Source organism: Ensifer sp. GW823-FHT05D09 (assembly GCF_058795755.1).
In genome coordinates, this window is the sequence record NZ_JBXAIA010000001.1 from 326168 (window position 1) to 343603 (window position 17436).

Genomic DNA, 17436 nt, shown 5'->3' on the forward strand with positions numbered 1-17436 from the left:
GAGAGTTCGACGCGCATGCTGGCTCGGGAATCGGCCGATATTTCGGCCCTGATCGGATTGATCGGAACGCAGGATTTCGGCGGCGCGCTCGACCGCATGCTGCGCTCGGTGGCAAGTTTCGACCTCTCGGTCGCCTTCGCCTATCCCTATGACAAAAGGCCGATCGTGCTGCATGACGGTTATACGGCGAAGGTGTCCGCCAGCGCGCTTTCCGCCTATCTCGGCGGCGCCTATTTGCTCGACCCGTTCTATGTCGCCTGTAGCGGCGGTCAGCCACCGGGGCTGTGGCGCATGCGCGAGCTGGCGCCGGACCAGTTCTTCCATTCGGATTTTTCAAGTTCGGCCGAAGTGCATCCCTGCATCTCGATGGAAAGCGGCGTTCTGGTCGAGGAGATCGGCTTCGTCATTCCGCTCGATGACCAGGTCCAGGCGACGTATTCGCTGATGCGCGGTCGCGGCGCCGCGCCGTTCACCGACGCCGAGCTGGCGAGCCTGAGGATCTACGAGCCGATCGTCAGGGAGGCCGTGCGGTCGAACTGGCGCCAGCAGAGTGAAGTCGTCGCGGCGGCACCTCGGGACGACGACGCGATCGAGACCGCGTTCGACAGCCTCTGTGCCGACCGCCTGACCCGGCAGCAGCGCAACATCGTGCGGCTGATCCTGCGGGGGCATAGCAACCTGTCGATCGGCAAGACGATGAACATCGCCGAAGGAACCGTCCGCATTCACCGCAAGAACATTTACCGCCGGCTCGGTATTTCGAGCCAGGGCGCCCTGTTTCGGATTTTCATAGATCATCTGAACCGCCGGCAGATTTACTGACGGCCAGATTTACTGACCGCAGGTGCGGCGGTTGCTCAGGCGGCGTGCGAGGTCGTGTCCTCGTTGAGCAGCGTGTAGATCGCGTTGGCGGAATCGCTTGAGCGGATCTTTGCCACCATATCGTGGTCACGCAGCACTCGGGCGATGCGCGAGAGTGCCTTGAGATGGTCGGCGCCGGCGCCTTCGGGCGCAAGCAGCAGGAAGACGAGGTCGACAGGCTGGTCGTCGAGGGCTTCGAAATCCACCGGCGTGTCCAACCGGGCAAAGATTCCGATGATCGACGGCAGGTTGTTCAGCTTGCCGTGCGGAATGGCGATGCCGTTGCCGACCCCGGTGGAGCCGAGCCGTTCGCGCTGCAGGATGACATCGAAGATTTCGCGCTCTGGGAGCCCGGTGATCTTTGCCGCTTTTGCCGCCAATTCCTGAAGGAGCTGTTTTTTCGAGTTGGCCCTCATGGCCGGGATGATCGCATTTTGGTGCAGTAGACCTGCCAATGCCATTCTTTTGTCCTCGTTCGCCGGTTAGAGCCGGACAACATCATCACAAATGCGTCGCAATGGCTCTAACCATCTTTGTCTTGGCGGGTCCCATGCACAGAAAAGTCGTATTTTCCGGCCTGTCCGCTGATTGAAGTGGAGGGAACGCCGGCACACCGGCGCTCCCCTTTTCCACTCATCCCTTGATATTGGCAGCGTCAATCCAGCCAATGTTTCCGTCGTTGCGTCTGTAGACGATATTCAACTCTGCCTTGCCGGGCGTCCGGAACATCAGGACAGGCTCGTCCGTCATGTCGAGCGCCATCACAGCGCTCGCGACAGACATCGTCCTCAATTGTTTCGAACTCTCGGCAACGATCGTCGGTGCGTAATCCTCGGGGACTTCATCATCCTCGAACGGCACCGAGTCCATCACTGTGTAAGCCACCTCGGTACCTTGACCATTACCGTTGTGGTGGTCCTTGAGCTTGCGCTTGTAGCGACGAAGGCGCTTTTCGATGCGCTCCGACGCTGCGTCAAAGGCAGCCTGAGGGTCGTTCGCCTGTCCGCTCGCCTGCATAACCACGCCCGTATCGAGATGAAGCTTGCAGTCGGCGCTAAATCGCGGCCCAGACTTTTCCACAGTGACCTGGCTTGAATATCCTCCGTCGAAATATTTGGTAACGGCCTGCTCGATCTGGTCGCCAATGCGGGCGCGGAACGAATCGCCGATTTCCATTTGTTTACCGGATACACGCACACTCATGGAGTTTCCTCTCTATTTCGTGATTTGCGCAGCCAGTCTATTCCAAGCGCCCCCGTCATCCAAGCCTTTCACGCTTGCGGAAGCCTCTGTGTCGCACCTGCCGGTCGTACCGGCCGCTCGAGGAAGACCGTGTCCTCGGCAATTGCGGCGGGCTCATATCCCCTGCGTCGCGGAGAGTCAATCGAAGGTCGCAAAAAAGTTAACGCGCCTTAACTTAAAGGCGGCTCTTTTGATGGGTTCAGAAGCCCGACACCTTGGCCATCGCCCGCTTTTCCCGGCGTCGCTGGACGGAGGAGGGGATGTTCATCGCCTCGCGGTATTTCGCAACCGTACGGCGCGCGATATCGATGCCGGCTTGCTTGAGGCTGTCGACGATATCGTCGTCGGACAGCACGGCGTCGGCTCTTTCCTCATGGATCATCGTGCGGATGCGATGGCGCACGGTCTCGGCCGAATGGCTGTCGCCGCCCTCGGCCGAGCTGATCGAGACGGTGAAGAAGTATTTCAGTTCGAACAGCCCGCGCGGCGTCAGCATGTACTTGTTCGAGGTGACGCGGCTGACCGTCGACTCGTGCATCTTGATAGCGTCCGCGACGGTTTTCAGGTTCAAGGGCCGCAGATGCCCGACGCCGTGGACCAGGAACGCGTCCTGCTGACGAACGATCTCGGTGGCGACCTTCATGATCGTCTTGGCGCGTTGATCGAGACTGCGGGTGAGCCAGTTGGCGGTCTGCAGGCACTCGTTGAGAAAGGCCTGGTCGGCACTGTTCTTTTCGGTGCCGCGTGACACTGACGTGAAATAGGCCTGATTGACGAGGACCCTCGGCAGGGCGTCCGGATTAAGCTCTATGAGCCAGGTTCCATCAGGTGCTGCGCGCACAACGATATCGGGAACGATTGCTTCGCTGACGCTGGTCTCGAAGCTCGTTCCCGGCTTCGGGTCGAGTTTGCGGATCTCGGCCAGCATGTCGATCAGGTCTTCTTCGTCGACGCCGCAGATTTTCTTGAGACTAGCGAAGTCGCGCCGCGCCAGAAGCTCCAGGTTGGCGACGAGAGCCTCCATCGCCGGATCGAGGCGATCGCGAAGGCGCAGCTGGATGGCGAGACATTCGCTGAGCGTGCGCGCAAACACGCCTGGCGGGTCGAACTGCTGCAGGGTAAGGAGGACGCGCATCACGTCGGCATCATCAGCGCCGAGGCGTTCGGTGACCTCGCCGAGGTCGGCCTGGAGATAGCCTGCCTCGTCGAGCTGGTCGATCAAGTGCTGGGCGATCAGCCGATCGGATGCGGCGGAGAGCGCAAAGGGCAGTTGCTCCAGCAGCGTCTCGCGCAGACTTTTGCGACTGGCGACGAAGTCGTCGAAATCGTAGTCGCCGCCTTCGCCGCTGCCGGGCATCGACTTCCATTGGCCGAGCAGTTCCGGCGCGTCGGCGCGTTGTGGCGCTGTGTCGTCCTGGTAGATGTTGCCGAAATCCGCGTCGAGCTGTTCGTTGAGCCGCTCGCCCCCGGTTGCCATGGCGTTGTCGTAGAGGTCTCGCTGGCCGGGCGCTTCCTCCGCTCCACCGAAATCGTCGCCGGATCCGGATGTCGGCTCTTCGCGGCTGCCGTGTTCGGAACTGCCGCCGAAGTCGTCGTCATTGCCCTGAAGCTCGAGCAACGGGTTCTTCTCGACTTCCTGCGCGATGAACTGGTTGAGTTCCAGATGCGTCATCTGCAGCAGCTGAATCGATTGCATCAGCTGCGGGGTCATGACCAGCGACTGGGACTGGCGCAGATGAAGGCTGGCCGACAATGCCATGCGGACCTGAAACTCCCGACGAAATCTCCACCGGACGCGTCATTGGACGGTCCGGTTTTTCATTTGGCCCAAAAATTGCTTATTGGAGGGGTTTGGTCAAGCGCGACCGTGGCCGAGATATCGGATTCGCCCACGGATCACGTCAAAGGCTGAAATTATCGCCGAGATAGAGCCGGCGCACATCCGGATTCGTGACGATATCGTTCGCGCGGCCGTGGGTCAGCACTTCGCCGGCATGGATGATATAGGCCCGGTCGATAAGGCCCAGCGTCTCGCGCACGTTGTGGTCGGTGATCAGCACCCCGATGCCGCGCGACGTCAGATGGCGCACCAGTGCCTGGATGTCGGCAACCGAAATCGGATCGACGCCGGCAAACGGCTCGTCGAGCAGCATGAAGGTCGGGTCGGTCGCCAGCGCACGGGCGATTTCGAGACGTCGCCGCTCGCCGCCGGAAAGGGCGATTGCCGGCGACTTGCGCAGGTGCGTGATGTTGAATTCGCCGAGCAGGTCGTTGAGCTTGCTCTCGCGCCGCTCGAGGTTCTTGTCGTGCACTTCGAGCACGGCGCGAATGTTGTCCTCCACCGTCAGCCCGCGGAAGATCGAGGCCTCCTGCGGCAGGTAGCCGACGCCGAGGCGGGCGCGGCGATACATCGGCATCGTCGTGACGTCGTTGCCGTTGATCTCGATCGAGCCCTCGTCGACCGGCACCAGGCCGGTGATCATGTAGAAGCAGGTGGTCTTGCCGGCGCCGTTGGGGCCGAGCAGGCCGACGGCTTCGCCGCGGCGAACGACCAGCGACACGCCGTTGACAACGCGCCGCTCGCGATAGGCCTTGGTCAGGCCACGGGCGATCAGCGTGCCGTCGTAACGCGCCTTGTCGACCGCATGGCCGGCCACGGCAGGCGTTGCAGCCGACGGCTTGCGGACGCGCTTGCGCTTGTGAAGGAAGGGGAGTTGCACGAGCGGATCTACGTCAGTTCTTTTTCTGCGACTTCGGGTCGAGCTGGATCTGCACCCGACCACCACAGGCGTCGAGCTGCGCTTCGCCCGTGTTCATCTGCACATTCAACTGGCAACCGACGAACACATTCTTGCCTTCCGACAGCACGACCTTGTCGCCCTTCAGGACGAAGGTCTGCTTGGTCATGTCGAACTCGCCGCTGTCGGCGGTCGCCTGCTGCGTGCCGGAGCTCAGGAAGACGCGCTGGCTGACCTCGATGCGGTCGATGTCGGCGTCGCCGCTCGAAACCGAGCCGCCACCGGACTTGTAGAAGACCGTCATGCTGCCGGCCTGCAGCGTCGTGGTGCCCTGTACGACCTTGACGTTGCCGGTGAAGATCGCCTTGCTTTCCGGATCCTTGATCTCAAGCTTGTCGCTTTCGATCTGGATCGGCTTGTCGTTCGACAGTTCGAGGCCCTTCATCTTGCTCGATGTGGCCTGGGCTGAAGCGCCCGAAACAATCATCAATGCGCCGATGCCGGCAACGGCCAGGCTGGCTGAAATCCTGAAAAAAGTAGCGGGTACCGACATGGATGCACCAGATCCTAATTCGTGTTCTTGCGGATGGAAGTGGGTTCGAGATTGACCCTCACCATGCCCTCAAATGTTACTATGCGTCCCTTATCCGTCATTCGCAGCCGCTGCGCAATGATCGAACCGCCCTTCATGCTGATCGCAATCGGTTGTTTCGTTTCCATTTCGCCGGCATTGATGTCCAGATAGGCCGACTGGAAGTCGGCGTTGACGCCATTATTCATGGTAATCGTGAACGGGGCGTTCATATCGAGCGTATTGGCGCCGCGATCGTAGATGCCGTTGGTCGCGTCCACCGTGGCGATCAGCGTTTCGTTGACAGGCATTTCGGCATGGATCGTCTGCAGCGTGATGATATCGGGATTGGCGATATCCTGCAGCGCGCGCTGCGCCTTCATCGAATAGCTGATGCCCTGTTTGTTGCGCCCGGCAATGGCAGGGTTCTGCATGACGATCTTGCCGTCCTCGATCGTTGCGCTATCGAGTTGCAGATCGACCGGCATGAAGGCGCGCACGAAGGAAATGACCGCAAAGATCGCGGCGATGATGCCGGCCACCACGGGCAGGATGATCTTCAGGCGCCTGACGCGCGCCGAATGCCGCGCGGCGAGCGCGTAGGCGTCCGACGAGCTCGCACCCGTGTCGGCAAAGAAGCCGGGGGCTGGCGCATGATCTAACATGTGAAGACCTGTTGGTTCCGTTGCTTTTCAGCGTTCTCGCGAGAGCCGCCTTTTACATACATTCGTGTAAGTCGTCGCAAATATGGATATTTTTTGTTGCGGTACAATGCTGCCGCAAAAAACTTCGTGAAGACAGGAAAACGGCGGGCACGGCTTTTAACCGTGACCGACCGCGTCTATTGAGTATGCCACTTGCCGTGCAGATAACATGCCCGATCGAAAACGGACAGAAGCTGGGCCAACAATTCGGGAGAAACCCACATGGATGAACTTGCCATTGCCGATCGCCGCAGCCTGCGCAGGAAGCTGAGCTTCTGGCGCTGGATCGTCGCCGGCCTGCTTGCCGTTGTGGCTCTGGTGACGCTTTCCTGGTCGGGCTGGGCCGACAGCGCGGGACGCGCCCGCGATCATGTCGCCCGCGTGACGATTTCTGGCCTGATCCAGGACGATCGCGAATTGCTGGAGCGGCTCCAGCGGATCGAGAAAAATGATTCCGTCAAGGCGCTGGTGGTGACCATATCGTCGCCCGGCGGCACCACCTATGGCGGCGAGGTCATCTACAAGGCGATCCGCAAGGTCGCCGCCAAGAAGCCTGTCGTCTCCGACATCCGCACGCTGGCTGCCTCCGCCGGCTACATGATCGCGCTTGCTGGCGATACGATCGTTGCCGGCGAAAGCTCGATCACCGGCTCGATCGGCGTCATCTTCCAGTATCCCCAGGTCAAGGAGCTGATGGACAAGCTTGGCGTCTCGCTGGAATCGATCAAGTCGAAGCCGCTGAAGGCCGAGCCTTCGCCTTTCCATCCACCGAGCGACGAAGCCAAGGCGATGATCCAGGCAATGATCGACGACAGCTATGGCTGGTTCGTCGACCTCGTTGCAGACCGCCGCAAGCTGTCGCGCGACGAGGCGCTCCTGCTTGCCGACGGACGGATTTTCACCGGCCGACAGGCGCTCGGCCTCAAGCTTGTCGACAAGCTTGGCGGTGACGACGAAATCCGCGCCTTCCTGGCCGACAAGAAGGTGTCGAAGGACCTTGCCGTGGTTGATTGGGAAGAGCCGCGACAGACCCTGCCGTTCGGCCTCGGATCGGCCGTCTCCGAGTGGGTCAAGATGTTGGGATATGACGCTTTTCCGGCGATGAAAGGCCTCGAAAAAATCGGGGGTGACAAGTTGTTTCTTGACGGTCTTGTTTCGGTTTGGCAGGTTGATGCTCAATGAGGATGGCAGCATATGCCCAGCCTGATCCGTAACGTGGCCGTCCGCGCCCGATGAGCGCCGGTCATTTTCTTGCGGCAATCACAATGCAGACCGAAAAAGCAAAACAAACAAGAATTTAAGGGGGCGACAGTGATCAAGTCAGAACTGGTGCAGATTGTTGCAGCTCGCAATCCGCATCTCTACCACCGCGACGTCGAAAACATCGTCAACGCGGTGCTCGATGAGATCACCGACGCGCTGGCTGCCGGAAACCGTGTCGAACTGCGCGGTTTCGGTGCTTTCTCGGTCAAGAACCGGCCGTCGCGCTCCGGCCGCAATCCACGCACCGGCGACTCCGTTTTCGTCGAGGAAAAGTGGGTGCCGTTCTTCAAGACCGGCAAGGAGCTGCGCGAGCGGCTGAACCCGGGCATGAACGACGAAGAAGACTGATCGTCCTGCCCGATCGTCATGAATCCGGATTGTCGTCTTCGCCGCTAAGGCCTGTGCGGTGATCCGGAAAACGGGAGCGCCGAATGCTCAAGAAACTGATCAACATCGTTTTCCTCGTCCCGGTCGGTGTCATCCTGATCGTGCTCAGCGTCGCCAATCGTCAGAGCGTCACGTTGGCCCTCAATCCGTTCCGGCCCGAAGACAGCGTGCTGTCGGTGAGTGCGCCCTTCTTCGTTTTCCTGTTTCTTGCTGTTGTCGTCGGTCTGATCCTCGGGGCTGCCGCCACCTGGTTCAGCCAGGGCAAATATCGCCGGCGCGCGCGCAATGAGGCGACCGAGGCGCTGAAATGGCACCGCGAAGCTGAAAAGCACCGCAGCCAGGCGGAGAAGCTCGCCACGCAGGCAACTCTCGCTGCCCCGCAGAACTGAAGGCGAGGGCGTCGCCCCTTAGACCGCTTCCGCAGGCCCACCGACAGCGGCGCTGAAATCCGTAAAGAACTGCTGCGCCAGCTTCTTGGCGGTCGAGTCGATCAGCCGGGAGCCGAGCTGTGCCAGCTTGCCGCCGATCTGCGCCTTGACGTCGTAGCGCAGGAGCGTCTCCGCACCGTCGTCGACGAGCGTCACATCCGCGCCGCCCTTGGCAAAACCGGCAATGCCGCCCTTGCCTTCGCCGGAGATGGTGTAGCTTTCCGGCGGGTTGAGGTTCGACAGAATGACGTCGCCGGTAAAGGAGGCCGAGACCGGACCGATCTTGATCTTGACCACGGCCGAAAGCTCGGTCGGCGATTTCATCTCGATCGACTGACAGCCGGGGATGCATCGCTTCAGGATATCCGGGTCGTTGAGGCCCCGCCAAACGGCATCACGCGGTGCCGAGATGCGTTCTTCGCCGGTCATGTCCATGCGCATTCCTCCCATTGACGGTGCCACGCGGCCAGAAGGGCGCGCGAAGGTTCATGTAATTCTCTGAATTCGCCTTGCAATCCTGTCCTGAATTCGATTTCGACCGATGGATTGATGCAACTCTCGCTCCCGCGTTGATCTTGGCAAATCGGAAACGGCTTTGCCAAGAGCATGAGCGGTGCTATTTGCACCAACAGAATACGCCTCGCCTCGAAATCCGGGGTGCGGCGGCATACCTCATGGTGCCGGCCCGATTGCATCCGATATTCGGGAGGGTAGCGCCTCGTGACAAAACAAAGCCCAGGGATCTCAGCGTGAAGGAAAAGGACCGGCGGTCGAAGAATGCCTCCGTGACGACGGCGAAGGGCCGCGGAGCCGAGGCGCGTGGTGGTGGCCGCCTTGACAAGAAGCGTCCACCTTTTGCCAAGTCAGGCGAGTTCAAAGAGCGTGCCGCCGTCCAGGCGACGGCGAAAGCCGCAGAGCCACGCGACAGGCCGCCGAGAGCACAGGCCGAAAACGAGGCTCCGGTCCGGGTCATCCCACGCCGCTCCGGCGACAAGCCGGGCGAACATGTGCCGCTCATTCTCGAGACTTCGGGCGTTTCCGGTTATCATCTGATCGACAGCGGCGCCGGCGAAAAGCTCGAACAGTACGGACCCTATCGGATCGTGCGCCCCGAGGCGCAGGCGCTCTGGCCGCGAACCCTGCCCGATAGCGTGTGGGAAAACGCCGACGCGATCTTCACCGGCGATACCGACGAGGACGGCATGGGCCGCTGGCGGTTTCCGGGCTCGGTTCTTGGCGAGACCTGGCCGATGCAGCTTCTGGGCACCGACTTCCATGGCCGGTTCACCTCCTTCCGCCATGTCGGCGTGTTTCCAGAGCAGCTGGCGCACTGGAGCTGGGTGAAGGATCAGGTGGAGGCGTCCCGCCGCCCCCTGAAAGTCCTCAACCTCTTCGGCTACACCGGGGTTGCCTCGCTGATCGCTGCCAAGGCCGGTGCCGAGGTGACCCATGTTGACGCATCGAAGAAGGCGATCGGCTGGGCCCGGGAAAACCAGGCGCTGGCGCGCGCGGAAAAGCTACCGATCCGCTGGATCTGCGACGACGCGATGAAGTTCATCCAGCGCGAGGAACGGCGCGGCAGCCGCTACGATATCATCCTGACCGATCCGCCAAAATTCGGGCGCGGTCCGAACGGCGAAGTCTGGCAACTGTTCGACCACCTGGCGGCGATGCTCGACATCTGCCGCGAAATCCTGTCGCCCGAGGCCCGCGGCCTTGTGCTGACCGCCTATTCGATCCGCGCCAGCTTCTACTCGATCCATGAACTGATGCGCGAGACGATGCGCGGCCGTGGTGGCCGGGTCGAATCGGGCGAACTCATCATCCGCGAAGGCGGGCTCGACGGCCGCGAGCCGGGACGGGCGCTTTCGACATCTCTCTTCAGCCGCTGGGTGCCGTAATGAGCAATGACAGAAGCGAACACGGCGCAGGCCGGGTCGGACAGGTGAAGGAAGTTACCAGCCTCACCAATCCGATCATCAAGGACATCAAGCTGCTTGCGCAGAAGAAGCACCGCGACGAGACGCGGTCCTTCATGGCCGAGGGCTTGAAGCTGGTGATCGATGCACTCGATCTCGGCTGGAAGATCAAGACGCTGATCTACGCCAAGGCGGCCAAGGGCAAGCCGCATGTGGAGCAGGTGGCGGCAAAGACCTTCGCCCGCGGCGGCCTCGTGCTCGAAGTCAGCGAGAAGGTGCTGTCGACGATCACCCGGCGCGACAATCCGCAGATGGTCGTCGGCATCTTCGAGCAGCGCTACCGGGCGCTGAAGGAGATCCGCCCCGAGCTCGGCGAGACCTATGTGGCGCTCGACCGCGTTCGTGATCCCGGCAATCTCGGCACGATTATCCGCACGGCCGATGCGGCCGGCGCCTCCGGCATCATTCTCATCGGGGAAACGACGGATCCTTTCTCGCTCGAAACCGTGCGCGCGACCATGGGTTCGGTCTTCGCCATGCCGGTCGTGCGCGCCAGCGCCGACGACTTCGTCAAATGGCAGAAGCAGGCCGGCGCGAAGGTCGTGGCGACGCATCTTGCCGGTTCGGTCGACTACCGCACGATCGACTACAAGTCGAAGCCTGTGGTGCTCCTGATGGGCAACGAACAGGCGGGCCTACCCGAAGAGCTTGCCCGCGAGGCAGGCGCGCTTGCCCGCATTCCGCAGGCCGGTCGTGCCGATTCCCTCAATCTCGCCATCGCCACCGGCATCATGCTGTTTGAGGCGCGACGTCACCTGCTGGCGCTGGATGCCGGCGCATGAGTGAAAAGCAGGTCCTGTTTTCGAGGCCGCTGCCGATCGCGGTCTTCATCGCCCTGGCGCTCGCCGCCGACCAGCTGATCAAGTATCTGGTCGAGGCCTATCTGCCGTTCAATGAAGCGGTTCCCGTCATCCCGATGCTGGCGCTCTACCGTACCTACAACTACGGCGTCGCCTTCTCGATGTTGTCGGGCATGGAAGGCTGGTTCATCGTCGGCATGCGCCTCACCGTCGTCGCCTTCGTTTTGTGGCTGTGGCGGCGCACGCCGAAGGACCGGTTCTTTGCGCATTTCGGCTATGCCCTGATCATTGCCGGTGCGCTGGGCAACCTCGTCGACCGGCTGATCTTCGGCTACGTCATCGACTACATCCTGTTTTACACGCAGACATGGTCCTTCGCCGTCTTCAACCTGGCCGATAGTTTCATCACCATTGGCGCCGGCGCGATCATTCTCGACGAGTTGCTGCAGGCGAAAAAGGCCAACGCTTAAGATTTTATCGATGCGCTGAAGCCATTCGGAACGCTTGCCGTGTTAGCCAAGGGGCATGAGCGAGCCGTCACGATTGTTGGAGCAGATCGAATCCGGTTTCGGTGCGCAAGCCCGATCCAGCGATGCGATGGCTGCTGGCACCATGGCGGATGGCTCCGGAGCGATATCCAGGGACGGTGCAACCGCTTACTCCCTGCGCCGTGTTTCGCTGGCATCTCTCGGTGTCATCGCGTCCGGTCTCGTGCTGGCGATCGGTATCGCCGCCGGTCTCTATCTGTTTTCCGCAGCGGTTGCGGCAGCCGGCCTTGCAGGTGTGCTGTTGTTGATTGCCGATGGCATCAGGGCTGTCGACAGCGACAGGACGGGTGCGGAAGCCAGGCAGGACGGCGACTGGGATCGCCATGAAACCTCGGCGCTGCTTTCGACCATCCACGATGCGCTCGGAGACCTGGCGATCATGCGTGGCATGGACGGCAAGATCGTCCATGCCAATGCCGCTTTTCATCGCGCCTGCGGAGTTGACGATGCAAGAGGGCTGACCTGCGCTGCCATTGGCCTCAGTTTTGAGCCGAAGATCGAACCCAACCACTATCTCGTGCGGATCGCGGCACCTGAAGGGCTGCGCCTCTACGATTGGCACGATGTCATTGCAAGGGATCCGGGCAGCGGAAGGTTGATGCGCCACAGCATCGCACGCGACGTGACGCAGGAGGCACGCGCCGCGCGCGAACGCGAAGACGCAAGGCGACGCGCCGAAGAGGCAAGCCAGGCGAAGTCGCGATTGCTCGCAACCGTCAGCCACGAAATCCGCACGCCACTGTCCGGTATCCTCGGCATGAGCCACTTGCTCGGCCAGACCCGCCTGTCGAGCGAGCAAAAGAACTATCTGGCCGGCATGCAGCAGTCCGGCCATGCGCTGGTGCAGCTTGTCGAGGACCTGATCGATTTCTCGTCGCTTTCGGCCGGACGTTTCCAGTTCCGCCCTTCGCGGCAGGATCCGCGCGGCGTCATCGAGAGCGTCGTCGAAATGCTCTCCAATCGCGCCCATGAAAAGGGTATCGAGATCGGCGCAACCGTGAGCGCCGATGTGCCGGTGCTGATGGAGTTCGATGCGGCCCGCCTGCGTCAGGTCCTGTTCAATGTCGTCGGCAATGCGGTGAAGTTCACGGAGATCGGCGGCGTCTTCGTCAGCGCCGATATTGTCGAGGATTGTGTGCGCATCCTCATCGATGACACCGGCCCGGGCATGTCGGGCGACGAATTGAAGCGTATCTTCGAAGAGTTCGAGCAGGCCGGCAGCGATGAGCAGCGCGCCAAGGGCACGGGGCTTGGGCTGGCGATCTCGCGCCGGATCATGCAAGCCTGCGGCGGCAGCCTGACGGCGTCGAGCGCGCCGGGGCGCGGTAGCCGCTTTGAGATCCGCCTGCCGCTCGCCGAAGTCGAGCGTGTCACGCCGGAGCGGCGCATCAGGCTCGCCCGATCGCATGTGCTTGTGATGGCACCGGATGGCCCGGCATCCGCTGCATTGTCCTCCACCATCGCCACCCTCGGCGGACGTTGCCATCGGGCAACCACGCTGGCGGCCGCGCAGAATGTCATCTCGGACGTCCTTGCCGGCGGCGCTGCGTTGACCGACATCATCGTCGATCACCGCCACGCCGGTCAGTTCAAGCAGCTTCTCGCCCTGCAGCCGGCGGTGGCGCGCCTCGACGTGCGCCGGACCTATCTGATCAATCCGGAGGAGCGCAACAACCATCCGGTCGACCAGATGGATGGCTATGAGGCCTGGCTGATCCGCCCCTTGCGCGAGAAGTCATTGGTCGAAGTGCTGCTCGGGAGGCTGAAAGGCATCGAAAAACGCGACGCCATCAACGACAACCGGCCGATCCTGCGGGAGGAGCCGACGATTGCGCCCTCCAAACAGAGCCCGCGCGGCATCCTTTTGGCAGAGGACGATCCGGTCAATGCGCTGATCGTGCGCACCGTACTGGAGCGCGCCGGACTGACGGTTCGGTTGGCGACTGATTTTGGCGCTGTCGATCAGATCCTTTCCGGCACCGGCGATCCGGCCCAGGCGATGCCGGAGCTTGTCGTCACCGATCTGAACATGCCGGGCGGTGACGGGTTTTCGATGGTCAAGCGCCTGCGCGAGAACGAGGCCATGGGGCCGGGGCGGCGTCTTCCGGTGGTCGTGCTCACATCCGACGTGCGGCCGGAGGTGAGGGACAGGCTGATTGTGGCCGGTGCCGATGTCGTCATGCCCAAGCCCGCGGATCCGCAGCGGCTGATGGCGGAAATAAGCCGCCTTCTCGGGATACGGTAACCGCTGAAGTCGTAACGGTATCACCGTCCCGGCAGGGGTTGTGCGCCGTTTTCATGTCACTATGTTGTTGCAGAAACGTGGTCTAAGCCCGGCAGATATGATTGATTCGGGATGACGCGGATGACGATCGAGCTTCTGGATTCGACGAGCGTGGTAGACACTTCTCAGGCTTGCGTCGGCAAGACAATGACCGCCCCGACGACCGACGTTCTCGGACGAATAGCCAACCTGGAGACCCGGCTTGCGCGCAACGCATCGGAGATCGATGCGGCACAGGCTGTGCGCTACAAGGTTTTCGTCGACGAGATGAAGGCGCAGGTCGGGCCCGACCTCGATCGTCGCAAGCGCGACGTCGATAGCTGGGACGCGATCTGCGACCACCTGCTTGTGCTCGACACGGCGATCGAGGGCGATCCGGAAGACCAGATCGTCGGCACCTACCGTCTGCTGCGCCAGGATGTGGCCGAGCGGGCGGGCGGCTTCTACTCCGCGTCGGAGTTCGATGTCGGAGCCCTTGTCTCGCGCCACTCCAACAAGCGCTTCATGGAGCTCGGCCGCTCCTGCGTGCTGCCGGAATACCGCACGAAGCGCACGGTGGAGCTGCTGTGGCAGGGCAATTGGGCCTACGCGCTCAGATACGGCGTCGATGCGATGTTCGGCTGCGGGTCGTTCCCGGGCACCGTTCCGGCCGAGCATGCGCTGGCGCTCTCCTTCCTTCACCACAACATCCGTACGCGCGACGAGTGGGCCGTCTCCGCGAGGCCCGAATTGCACCGGACGATGGACATGATGCCGGTCGAGGCCATCAATCCAAAGAAGGCGCTGGCCGCCTTGCCGCCGCTGATCAAGGGTTACATGCGCCTTGGCGCGATGGTCGGCGATGGCGCCGTGGTCGACCATGCATTCCGCACCACCGACGTGCTGATCGTTTTGCCGATCAGCAACATCTCCGGCCGCTACCTCAATTATTACGGTGCGGATGCCGGGCGGTTCGCGACTTCGGTATCCTGACAGGCGTCCGACGCAATTAACCAGATATTAAGGATCGATTTGACTTTCGGCCTCGAAAGAGACGATAGTCTTGTCAAGAAGAATTTTAGTTTTATGACGAAATAGTAGAAAGATCAACGGAGAGAGCCGTCAGCTTCAAATGAGATTGGCGTGTATTTTGCTCTATCTCCACATTATTTCATCGCATAGGAAGTAAGTCTTCCATTATGTATTGAGCTCGACCCCTTTCCCAAGGGTGTCGAGCTCTTCTTTTGTGCGCAGGTCTATGTTGTTTCTGTGTTGGCTCGACACACCCTGCTCCATCGATGGACAGGGTGTGTCTCGAAATCGGACATTGTGCGCCGATGTCACATTCCGGCGTTGTAGGCCGCGATTGCTGCCATGTTGACGATGTCGGAATCCTTCGCCGACATCGAAACGATCTGCACCGATTTGTCGAAGCCGACCAGCAGTGGCCCGATGACGGTCGAGCCGCCGAGTTCCTGCAGCATCTTGGTCGAGATCGAGGCGGAGTGGAACGCCGGCATGACGAGCACGTTGGCCGTGCCCGAAAGGCGGCAGAAGGGGTACTGTTCCATCACCTTCGGATTGAGTGCCACGTCGGCGGCCATCTCGCCGTCATATTCGAAGTCGACGCGGCGCTTGTCGAGAATGTTGACCGCCTCGCGCACCCGTTCCGAGCGTTCGCCGGACGGGTGGCCGAAGGTCGAGTAGGCGAGCATCGCGACGCGCGGTATGTAGCCGAGGCGCTTGGCAAGACCAGCTGCTTCCTCGGCGATATCGGCGAGCTCCTCCGACGACGGCATGTCGTGTACCGCCGTGTCTGCGACCAGCACGGTGCGGCCACGGCAGAGCGCGATCGACACGCCGATGACCCGATGGCCCGGCTTCGGATCGATGCAGCGGCGCACGTCTTCCAGCGCCGTCGAATAGTTGCGGGTGATGCCCGTCACCATGCCGTCGGCATCGCCGAGCGCGACCATGCAGGCGGCAAAGTGGTTGCGGTCGTTGTTGATCAACCGCTGGGCATCACGGAAGAGGTAACCCTTTCGCTGCAGCCGGGCGTAAAGATAGTCGGTGTAAGCGCCGACCCGCTTGGAGACCCGGGCATTGACGATCTGGATCCCGGGGCGGTCGAGATCAATGCCCTCGCGCTCCGCCGTCTCGCGCATGCGGTCCTCGCGGCCGAGCAGGATCGCCGTGCCGAGCTGCTGGTTGGCATAGGCGATCGCCGAACGCATGACCTGCACCTCTTCGCCTTCGGCAAAGACGATGCGCTTCGGCTGGCGACGGACGCGCTCGTAGATCCGCTGCAGCGTCGAGGCGATCGGGTCGCGGCGGGCGGAGAGCTGTCGGCCATAGGCTTCGAGATCGGTGATCGGCTTGCGGGCGACGCCGCTTTCCATCGCGGCCTTGGCGACGGCCATCGGGATCGCCGAGATCAGCCTCGGGTCGAAGGGAACCGGGATGATGTACTGCGCGCCGAAGCGCGGGCGGTTGCCCTGGTAGGCGGCTGCCACATCGTCAGGCACATCTTCCTTGGCAAGGCTTGCCAGCGCCTCGGCGGCCGCGATCTTCATGGCGTCGTTGATCGTCGAGGCGCGCACATCGAGCGCGCCGCGGAAGATGTAGGGGAAACCGAGCACGTTGTTGACCTGGTTCGGATAGTCCGAACGGCCGGTCGCGACGATCGCGTCGTCACGGATGCGCGCGACTTCCTCGGGCGTGATTTCCGGATCCGGGTTGGCCATGGCGAAGATGATCGGCCGCGGCGCCATCGAGCGGACCATGTCTTCGGAAAGCGCGCCCTTGGCGGAAAGGCCGAAGACCACGTCGGCGCCCTCGATCGCCTCGGCAAGCGTGCGGCGGTCGGTCTTGACCGCGTGCGCCGACTTCCACTGGTTCATGCCTTCGGTGCGGCCCTGGAAGATCACGCCCTTGGTGTCGCAGAGGATGACGTTTTCCGGGTTGAAGCCCATCGCCTTGATGAGTTCGATGCAGGCGATCGCCGCCGCACCCGCACCGTTGCAGACGAGCTTGGTGGTCTTGAAGTCGCGACCGGTCAAGGCCAGCGCGTTGATGAGGCCGGCCGCGGCAATGATGGCGGTGCCATGCTGGTCGTCGTGGAACACCGGAATGTCCATGACCTCGCGCAGCTTCTGCTCGATGATGAAACAGTCCGGCGCCTTGATGTCCTCGAGGTTGATGCCGCCGAAGGAGGGGCCGAGGAAGCGCACGCAGTTGATGAACTCGTCGACGTTTTCTGTATCGACCTCAAGGTCGATGGAATCGACGTCGGCGAAGCGCTTGAACAGTACCGCCTTGCCTTCCATGACCGGCTTGGAGGCGAGTGCCCCGAGATTACCGAGGCCGAGAATGGCCGTGCCGTTGGAGATGACCGCGACCATGTTGCCGCGCGTGGTGTAATCGTAGGCGGTGGAGGGGTCCGCGGCGATTGCCTTGACCGGCACGGCAACGCCGGGCGAATAGGCAAGCGACAGGTCGCGCTGCGTGGCCATGGCCTTGGTAGGGGAAATCTCCAGCTTTCCGGGGCGACCCTGCGAGTGAAAATCGAGCGCTTCCTGCGCGGTGACGCTCGTCATTGTGCGATCGGTCTTGTCGTTGGCCGGCATGTTTCCTCTATCCTCCTGTGGGCGAC

Annotated in this window: 17 protein-coding genes; 9 read left to right on the top strand and 8 right to left on the bottom strand. The window is 61.9% G+C overall.

Annotated features, from left to right (window positions below):
* Positions 1-15: 15 nt before the first annotated feature.
* Complete coding sequence (locus AC1Q80_RS01660) at positions 16-822, top strand: response regulator transcription factor (RefSeq protein WP_173418802.1); 807 nt, start codon at positions 16-18, stop codon at positions 820-822.
* Between the two features lie 35 nt (positions 823-857).
* Here the strand turns inward: AC1Q80_RS01660 and ptsN are convergent, their stop codons facing one another.
* From ptsN to lptC, 6 genes are all read right to left on the bottom strand, one after another.
* Positions 858-1322 (bottom strand): PTS IIA-like nitrogen regulatory protein PtsN, encoded by a 465-nt coding sequence (gene ptsN / locus AC1Q80_RS01665; protein ID WP_077503002.1) that lies wholly within the window; start codon positions 1320-1322, stop codon positions 858-860.
* 172 nt (positions 1323-1494) lie between these two features.
* Positions 1495-2064: a ribosome hibernation-promoting factor, HPF/YfiA family gene (gene hpf / locus AC1Q80_RS01670; RefSeq protein ID WP_077503001.1), complete on the bottom strand. Its 570-nt coding sequence runs from the start codon at positions 2062-2064 to the stop codon at positions 1495-1497.
* A gap of 238 nt (positions 2065-2302) precedes the next feature.
* Positions 2303-3862, bottom strand: a complete 1560-nt coding sequence (gene rpoN / locus AC1Q80_RS01675) for an RNA polymerase factor sigma-54 (RefSeq protein ID WP_173418803.1) — start codon at positions 3860-3862, stop codon at positions 2303-2305.
* Between the two features lie 142 nt (positions 3863-4004).
* On the bottom strand, positions 4005-4823 hold the full coding sequence (lptB, locus tag AC1Q80_RS01680) for an LPS export ABC transporter ATP-binding protein (protein ID WP_173418804.1): 819 nt from the start codon (positions 4821-4823) through the stop codon (positions 4005-4007).
* Between the two features lie 13 nt (positions 4824-4836).
* Complete coding sequence (locus AC1Q80_RS01685) at positions 4837-5394, bottom strand: LptA/OstA family protein (RefSeq protein WP_077502998.1); 558 nt, start codon at positions 5392-5394, stop codon at positions 4837-4839.
* Between the two features lie 14 nt (positions 5395-5408).
* On the bottom strand, positions 5409-6077 hold the full coding sequence (lptC, locus tag AC1Q80_RS01690) for an LPS export ABC transporter periplasmic protein LptC (RefSeq protein ID WP_173418805.1): 669 nt from the start codon (positions 6075-6077) through the stop codon (positions 5409-5411).
* Between the two features lie 261 nt (positions 6078-6338).
* Here lptC and sppA point away from each other — a divergent pair, with 261 nt between their 5' ends.
* The 3 genes from sppA (at position 6339) to AC1Q80_RS01705 (ending at position 8155) form a co-directional block, all read left to right on the top strand.
* A complete protein-coding gene (sppA, locus tag AC1Q80_RS01695; protein ID WP_173418806.1) occupies positions 6339-7298 on the top strand; it encodes a signal peptide peptidase SppA in 960 nt (319 codons plus the stop codon).
* 129 nt (positions 7299-7427) lie between these two features.
* Positions 7428-7727 carry an integration host factor subunit beta gene (locus tag AC1Q80_RS01700; RefSeq protein ID WP_077502995.1) on the top strand — a complete coding sequence of 100 codons (300 nt, stop codon included), beginning with the start codon at positions 7428-7430 and terminating at the stop codon, positions 7725-7727.
* Positions 7728-7810: 83 nt separating this feature from the next.
* Complete coding sequence (locus AC1Q80_RS01705; RefSeq protein ID WP_173418807.1) at positions 7811-8155, top strand: DUF1049 domain-containing protein; 345 nt, start codon at positions 7811-7813, stop codon at positions 8153-8155.
* 18 nt (positions 8156-8173) lie between these two features.
* On the opposite strand, the gene AC1Q80_RS01710 is transcribed toward AC1Q80_RS01705, so the two are convergent.
* Positions 8174-8629, bottom strand: coding sequence for an SRPBCC family protein (locus AC1Q80_RS01710; protein WP_209787890.1), 456 nt, complete (start codon positions 8627-8629; stop codon positions 8174-8176).
* A 314-nt stretch (positions 8630-8943) separates the two neighbouring features.
* Here AC1Q80_RS01710 and AC1Q80_RS01715 point away from each other — a divergent pair, with 314 nt between their 5' ends.
* The 5 genes from AC1Q80_RS01715 to olsB all read left to right on the top strand — a co-directional run bounded on the left by AC1Q80_RS01715 (position 8944) and on the right by olsB (position 14777).
* Positions 8944-10095 carry a class I SAM-dependent methyltransferase gene (locus AC1Q80_RS01715; RefSeq protein ID WP_492359470.1) on the top strand — a complete coding sequence of 384 codons (1152 nt, stop codon included), beginning with the start codon at positions 8944-8946 and terminating at the stop codon, positions 10093-10095.
* Positions 10095-10955, top strand: a complete 861-nt coding sequence (locus AC1Q80_RS01720) for a TrmH family RNA methyltransferase (RefSeq protein WP_492359471.1) — start codon at positions 10095-10097, stop codon at positions 10953-10955. Before AC1Q80_RS01715 ends, AC1Q80_RS01720 begins: the two co-directional genes overlap by 1 nt.
* Entirely contained in the window at positions 10952-11443 is a 492-nt protein-coding gene (gene lspA, locus AC1Q80_RS01725) for a signal peptidase II (protein ID WP_492359472.1), read from the top strand. The genes AC1Q80_RS01720 and lspA overlap by 4 nt, the downstream gene beginning before the upstream one ends.
* 55 nt (positions 11444-11498) lie before the next feature.
* On the top strand, positions 11499-13766 hold the full coding sequence (locus tag AC1Q80_RS01730; RefSeq protein WP_492359473.1) for a hybrid sensor histidine kinase/response regulator: 2268 nt from the start codon (positions 11499-11501) through the stop codon (positions 13764-13766).
* Between the two features lie 120 nt (positions 13767-13886).
* A complete protein-coding gene (gene olsB / locus AC1Q80_RS01735) occupies positions 13887-14777 on the top strand; it encodes a l-ornithine N(alpha)-acyltransferase (protein ID WP_173418813.1) in 891 nt (296 codons plus the stop codon).
* Between the two features lie 347 nt (positions 14778-15124).
* Here the strand turns inward: olsB and AC1Q80_RS01740 are convergent, their stop codons facing one another.
* Complete coding sequence (locus AC1Q80_RS01740; RefSeq protein ID WP_209787876.1) at positions 15125-17410, bottom strand: NADP-dependent malic enzyme; 2286 nt, start codon at positions 17408-17410, stop codon at positions 15125-15127.
* Positions 17411-17436 lie beyond the last annotated feature (26 nt).